Source organism: Streptomyces sp. ID05-39B, assembly GCF_033794725.1.
GTDB lineage: Bacteria > Actinomycetota > Actinomycetes > Streptomycetales > Streptomycetaceae > Streptomyces > Streptomyces bobili.
In genome coordinates, this window is the sequence record NZ_JARGEF010000090.1 from 22,880 (window position 1) to 29,052 (window position 6,173).

6 protein-coding genes and 1 pseudogene are annotated in these 6,173 nt (G+C 71.8%); 2 read left to right on the forward strand and 5 right to left on the reverse strand.

All coding sequences use genetic code 11. The annotated features are described in order from the left end of the window. The first annotated feature begins 61 nt into the window (after nt 1-61). Nucleotides 62-379, forward strand: a complete 318-nt coding sequence (locus P1P75_RS20545) for a PASTA domain-containing protein (protein WP_319257456.1) — start codon at nt 62-64, stop codon at nt 377-379. Nucleotides 380-493: 114 nt separating this feature from the next. Here the strand turns inward: P1P75_RS20545 and P1P75_RS20550 are convergent, their stop codons facing one another. After that, nucleotides 494-1,189 carry a demethylmenaquinone methyltransferase gene (locus tag P1P75_RS20550; protein WP_319257458.1) on the reverse strand — a complete coding sequence of 232 codons (696 nt, stop codon included), beginning with the start codon at nt 1,187-1,189 and terminating at the stop codon, nt 494-496. 552 nt (nt 1,190-1,741) lie between these two features. On the opposite strand from P1P75_RS20550, the gene P1P75_RS20555 reads away from it, so the two are divergent. Beyond that, nucleotides 1,742-2,821, forward strand: coding sequence for a chitinase (locus P1P75_RS20555; RefSeq protein ID WP_319257460.1), 1,080 nt, complete (start codon nt 1,742-1,744; stop codon nt 2,819-2,821). 16 nt (nt 2,822-2,837) lie between these two features. Here the strand turns inward: P1P75_RS20555 and P1P75_RS20560 are convergent, their stop codons facing one another. The 4 genes and pseudogenes from P1P75_RS20560 to P1P75_RS20575 form a co-directional block, all read right to left on the reverse strand. Continuing rightward, nucleotides 2,838-3,290 carry a hypothetical protein gene (locus tag P1P75_RS20560; protein ID WP_319257462.1) on the reverse strand — a complete coding sequence of 151 codons (453 nt, stop codon included), beginning with the start codon at nt 3,288-3,290 and terminating at the stop codon, nt 2,838-2,840. Nucleotides 3,291-3,297: 7 nt separating this feature from the next. Further along, nucleotides 3,298-4,497, reverse strand: a complete 1,200-nt coding sequence (gene mqnC / locus P1P75_RS20565; RefSeq protein WP_266460855.1) for a cyclic dehypoxanthinyl futalosine synthase — start codon at nt 4,495-4,497, stop codon at nt 3,298-3,300. A gap of 72 nt (nt 4,498-4,569) precedes the next feature. After that, on the reverse strand, nt 4,570-5,346 hold the full coding sequence (locus tag P1P75_RS20570) for an A24 family peptidase (protein WP_319257465.1): 777 nt from the start codon (nt 5,344-5,346) through the stop codon (nt 4,570-4,572). A gap of 69 nt (nt 5,347-5,415) precedes the next feature. Further along, nucleotides 5,416-6,173, reverse strand: a pseudogene (locus P1P75_RS20575) (serine/threonine protein kinase); the annotation flags it as partial.

A 6,173-nucleotide genomic window follows, 5' to 3' on the forward strand; every position in this document is an offset into this window, starting at 1 on the left:
GGTTACCCTTCCAGTACCGCTGGGGGTGACATCTGTGCTCATACGGCCCAAAACACCCGAGGTGCGCGTACCGAGGCTCGTCGGACTGATGGCCATGGACGCGCGCGAGGCCGCCACCGCGCAAGGAGTGCTGCTGGCCGCGCCGGACCGGCCCGACTTCCAGCGCACCGTCGTCGACTACGTCGTACGGCAGTACCCGCCGCCCGGTGTCGAGGTGCCGCGCGGGGCCGTCGTCACCGTGTGGTTCGACTTCACCGAGGGCGGGGGTGGCGGAGGCGCGGGCGTCCGCGAGCCCCGGCTGCCGGCGCCGGGCGGAGGCGGTCTGCAGCGCGAACTGGACCCGCCGCCGCAAGGCCCCTTCCAGACGGTCAGCGGGTAGCCGCGGACGGGGCGAGCCGGTCGGTCACGTCTCCTTGAAGCCCCGGTCACTTCTCCTTGAGGCCCCGGTCAGTCCTTCATGAGGCCCCGGTCAGTCCTTTCTTGAGGCCCCGGCTCAGTTCTCCTTGAAGCCCCGGTGCAGGGTGACGACGCCGCCGGTCAGGTTGCGCCAGGCGACCTTCGACCAGCCGGCCTTGCTCAGGTGCCCGGCGAGGGCGGGCTGGTCGGGCCAGGCGCGGATGGACTCGGCGAGGTAGACGTACGCGTCCGGGTTGGAGGAGACCGCGCGGGCGACCGGGGGCAGGGCACGCATCAGGTACTCGGTGTAGACCTGGCGGAACGGCGCCCAGGTCGGATGCGAGAACTCGCAGATCACGACGCGTCCGCCGGGGCGGGTCACCCGGTGCATCTCGCGCAGGGCGGTGTCGAAGTCCTGCACGTTGCGCAGGCCGAAGGAGATCGTGACGGCGTCGAAGGTGTCGTCCTTGAACGGCAGCTTCGTCGCGTCGCCCGCGGTGAGCGGCAGCCAGGGGTGCTTCTGCTTGCCCACCTGGAGCATGCCGAGGGAGAAGTCGCAGGGGACGACGTAGGCGCCGGTCCGGGCGAAGGGCAGCGAGGAGGTGGCCGTACCGGCGGCCAGGTCGAGGACCTTCTGCGCGGGACGGGCGTCGACCGCGCGCGCGACCTCCTTGCGCCACCTGCGGTCCTGGCCGAGGGAGAGGACGTCGTTGGTGAGGTCGTACCGTTCCGCCACGCGGTCGAACATCGAGGCGACTTCGTGGGGCTGCTTGTTCAGGGAAGCACGGGTCACCCGCCCATTGTGGCAGCAGGGGGTCGCCCGTCATGGCAGCAGGCTCGGCTTCTTCCGGGCGGCGACATCCTCGATCCAGCCGCGGGCCGGCACGAACACCGCGACCAGCAGCCGGCCCACGGGGAGAGTGCCTGCCGGTGCCGTAGGACCAGCGTTGGCGCTGGGACCACAGCTCGGCGCGTCCGCGTCCGCGACGGCGACCGCGGGCGGCGGCACGGCTTTCGATGGCGGGCCCAAAATGCATTCTTCGGATATCAGGGAGCCTTTGGGTTCCTTAACCCTGGCCTTCTCGTGAAAGGGCCCTGAGGAGTGGGCGAACCCGCCCTTCGCCTGAGAGAAACAAGAAAAGCATGCATGGCCGGCCCTCGACGGAGCCGGGCAGATTGCCTCTTTCGTGCTCCACATCGCCCGGGTTTGACCATATCCGTCCATGCAATGCCCGAGTGTTCACTGTCCCGGCGCGGGCCGCTCGAACGTGAGAGATTCCGAGTTCGGGAAAGGTCATTGTTTCCGTGCCGAGACAGAAATCACGAGAGCGGGCGCATGCGCAGAATGAGGAGTTTCCTGAGGCCGAGGGCCGGGCTCGCCTGCCTGTTCGCCCTGGCCACGGCGGGATGCTCCGCGGGGTCCGACAGCACGTCGGACGCGGCACCCGCGACACCCACCGCACCGGGACGCAGCAGCAGCGCCGCGCCAGCGCCCTCCCGGACCGCCGCGTCCGGCACGGCGTACGCCCCCTACGTCAGCGCGGCGGAGGCCTCCGCCAACGACACGGCGGGCACACCGGCGACGTACAACCTGGCCTTCGTCATCTCCGACGGAAGCGGCTGCACCCCGGAGTGGAACGGCCAGTACGCGGTGGACGACGCGACCGTGGCCTCGCGCGTCGCCGCGCTCACGGAGACGGGCGCCTCGGTGCGGGTCTCCTTCGGCGGGGCGTCCGGGGAGGAACTGGCGGCCACCTGCGACACCGTGGCCGAGCTGACGCGGGCCTATGGCGCGGCGCTCGACGCGGCCGGTTCCACGCAGGCCGACTTCGACATCGAGGGCGCGGAGCTGACCGACGCCGGCTCGGTCGCCCTGCGCTCCCGGGCGATAGCCGCGCTGCAGGAGGAACGCCCGGACCTGGAGGTCTCGTTCACCCTGCCGGTGATGCCTTCGGGGCTGGACGCCGACAGCCTCGCGCTGCTGACCTCGGCGAACCAGTACGACGTCCAGGTGGCCGCCGTCAATCTGATGACGATGAACTACGGCGAGTCGTACGCCGGTGACATGGGCGGCTACGCGATCACCTCGGCCACCGCCGCGCACAGCCAGTTGAAGGCCGTCTTCGGCACGGCGGACGCCGACGCCTGGAAGGGCATGGCGCTCACCTCGATGATCGGCGTCAACGACGTGGACAACGAGACGTTCACGCTCGCGGACGCGGCCCAGGTGCGGGCGTTCGCCGAGGAGAAGGGCATCGCCTGGGTGTCGATGTGGTCGACGTTCCGGGACCAGCAGTGCGCGGACGGCACCGGCACGGAAGGTGCGGAAGACGCGGAAGACGCGGAAGACGCAGACGACGCGCCGACCAACTGCAGCGGGGTGCGCCAGAGTTCGGGCGCGTTCGCGGAGGCGTTCTCGGGCTGACGTGCGTCCCGGCCGGCTAGCGGCGCCTGTGGACGAGCCGTCCCGCGCACACCGTCGCGATGCAGGCGCCGCTCTCGTCGAAGACGGCGAGGTCGGCGCGGCCGGTCTCGGTGATCGCGGTCGGGCGGGCCCGCGACAGCACGACGACGTCGTTGCGCTCGGCGGCGGCCCGGAGTTCGGGGGAGCCGGCGTGTTCGGCGAGGACGGCCACCGCGCCGAGCTTCAGCACCGCGTGGACGCGCTCGCGCGGGCTGGGGGCGTCCGGCAGCGGCCCCTCGTGGAGGTGCGCCGGGCCGAGCACACCGGGCCAGCGCCGCACCCGCGCGCCCGGAAAGCGCCGCTCCAGCTCCGCGAGAGTCCCCACCACCGCGACCCGGCCGCCCTGGACGGCGACGGCACCGTCCTTGATCGGCTCCGGGTCGCCGTCCCAGACGTGGCGGACCTCGTCGGCCGCGTGGATCGTCAGCACGGGCAGGTCAGTTGGAGGCCAGCAGCTTCAGTTCGGGGTGCGCGGTGCCGCCCTCGATCGCGGTGGACGAGATGTGCGAGACGACCCGCTCGTCGACCGGGTCGTTCGCCGGGTCGTCGTGCACGAGGAGGTGCTCGTACGTCGTCGCGCGCTGCGCCGGGACCCGGCCCGCCTTGCGGATCAGGTCGATGATCTCCAGGCGGTTGGAGCGGTGCTTGGCACCGGCCGAGGAGACGACGTTCTCCTCCAGCATGATCGAGCCGAGGTCGTCCGCGCCGTAGTGCAGCGACAGCTGGCCGACCTCCTTGCCCGTGGTCAGCCAGGAGCCCTGGATGTGACGGACGTTGTCGAGGAAGAGGCGGGCGATCGCGATCATCCGCAGGTACTCGAAGAGGGTCGCCTGGGTGCGGCCCTTCAGGTGGTTGTTCTCGGGCTGGTAGGTGTACGGGATGAAGGCGCGGAAGCCGCCCGTCCGGTCCTGTACGTCGCGGATCATGCGCAGGTGCTCGATGCGCTCGGCGTTGGTCTCGCCGGTGCCCATCAGCATCGTCGACGTGGACTCCACGCCGAGGTTGTGCGCGGTCTCCATGATCTCCAGCCAGCGCTCGCCGGACTCCTTCAGCGGGGCGATCGCCTTGCGCGGGCGGGCGGGGAGCAGCTCGGCGCCGGCCCCGGCGAAGGAGTCGAGACCGGCGGCGTGGATGCGCTGGATCGCCTCCTCGACGGACACCTTGGAGATGCGGGCCATGTGCTCGACCTCCGACGCCCCCAGGGAGTGGATGACGAGCTGCGGGTACGCGGCCTTGATCGCGGCGAAGTGCTTCTCGTAGTACTCGACGCCGAAGTCGGGGTGGTGTCCGCCCTGGAACATGATCTGGGTGCCGCCGAGTTCGACGGTCTCCGCGCACCGGCGCAGGATGTCGTCGAGGTCGCGCGTCCAGCCCTTGGCCGTGTCCTTCGGCGCCGCGTAGAAGGCGCAGAACTTGCACGCCGTGACGCACACGTTCGTGTAGTTGATGTTCCGCTCGATGATGTACGTCGCGATGTGCTCGATGCCGGCGTACTGACGGCGTCGCACGGCGTCGGCCGCCGAGCCCAGCGCGTGCAGGGGCGCGTCGCGGTAGAGGTCGAGCGCCTCCTCGGGAGTGATCCGCCCACCCTCGGCGGCACGGTCGAGGACGGACTGAAGGTCGGCCTTCTCGGTCACCGGAGCGTCCCTTTCGTCAAGGGTTGTGGACGGACCCGGCCAGCCTACGCCAGCGCCTCCGAACGGCTCACCTCAGGCCGCGTAGGCGCCCATCAGCACACCGGCGTACACACCGGCGATCAGGAACGGCCCGAACGGGATCGCGGTCCGGCGTCCGGCCCTGCGCGCGAGCAGGAGCGCGCCGCCGTACAGGGCGCCCGACAGGAACGCGGCGAAGGTGCCCAGCATGACCGTCGCCCAGCCGTACCAGCCGAGGACGGCGCCCGCGCCGAGGGCGAGTTTCACGTCGCCGAAGCCCATGCCGCCCGGGTTGATGAGATGCAGCACGAAGTAGCCGGCGCTGAGCGCGAGGGCACCCAGCAGGGCCGTCGTCCAGTCACCGGCGTGCTCGGGCAGCAGCGCGGCCACCCCCAACAGGGTGAGGGCTACGGCCGCCAGGGGCAGCGTGAGCGGATCGGGCAGCCGCCTCACCCGCAGATCGACCGCCGCGAGCAGCACCCCGACGGGCGCCAGCAGCAGCCATACGGCCAGCTCGGGCCGGATGCCGGTGGCGAGCGCCAGCCCGGCGCACAGGAGCGCGGTGACGAGGGAGAGACGAAGGACGCCGGGGCCGTACGGCGGTGAAGGGACGGGACAGCCGGGACAGCGGGCGGGCCCGAGCCAGCCGCGCAGGGGATGCCCCTCGGGGCAGGTGCGCCGCCAGCCGGGATCGACGACCTCCCCCACCACGTCCCCTTCCTCCAGTTCCACCGAGAACCGGTACGCCGCCCGTGGCAGCAGCGCTCCCGCGAGCGCGCCCCACACCGCCGCGAGGACGATCAGCAGGGCGTCGATCGGTGCGACGGTCAAGGAACTCCGCCTCTCTCTTCGCTCGTCGCCTGTGCCTGCGCCGCTCTCTGCCCGTGCCCACTCCGCCCGCTAGTCGATCCGCGACATCCGCGCCACCGGATTGCCTTCCGCCGAACTCTCCGACCGGTACGTCAGATCGTCGCCCGTGCGCGTCAACCGCACCGTGTGGGCGGCCGGGTTGCAGCCGCCGTGGTTGGTCGCGGCGCCGACCGAGGTGGTGATCAGTTCCTTCGAGGTGACCTTGGTCAGGGTGAGGACGTCGAGGCAGACACCGCCGAGCACGTCGGTCTGCCGAAGCCGCCCCAACTCCTTCCCTACGGCGGCCTGTTTCACCGTCAGCCGGAAGGTGCCCATCGGGAGCCGGCCGCCGAGCCCGCTGCCCTGGCCCTCCCAGGTGCCGACGTAGACGGCGGGGACCACGCCGGTCGCGGCCGGGGGCGCGGTGGCGGCCGGGGCGGAGGAGGACGCGTCGCTGCCCGCGGCGCTGTCGTTGTCGTCGGAGCCCGAACCCGGCATCAGGTCGAGGACGAACACCGAGCCGACCGTCACCGCCGCCAGCGCGCCCGCGACGGCGAGGGCCACGGTGCAGCTGAGCCGGCGCCCGCGCCCGCCCTCGCCCGCAGTCGCGGCGGCGGCGAGGGAGAGCGACACCTTGCCGGGCCGCTCACCACCGGCCGCTGTCCTCCCGGCGTCCCGAGGCGCGGGCATCGCAGGCGCCGGCATCACCGGAGCGGCCATCACCGGCGCCGGACCGAACTCCCCCACCGAGGCACTGCTGAACCCCACCGGCCCGGACACCGGCCCGGACACCGACTGCCCCGCCCCCG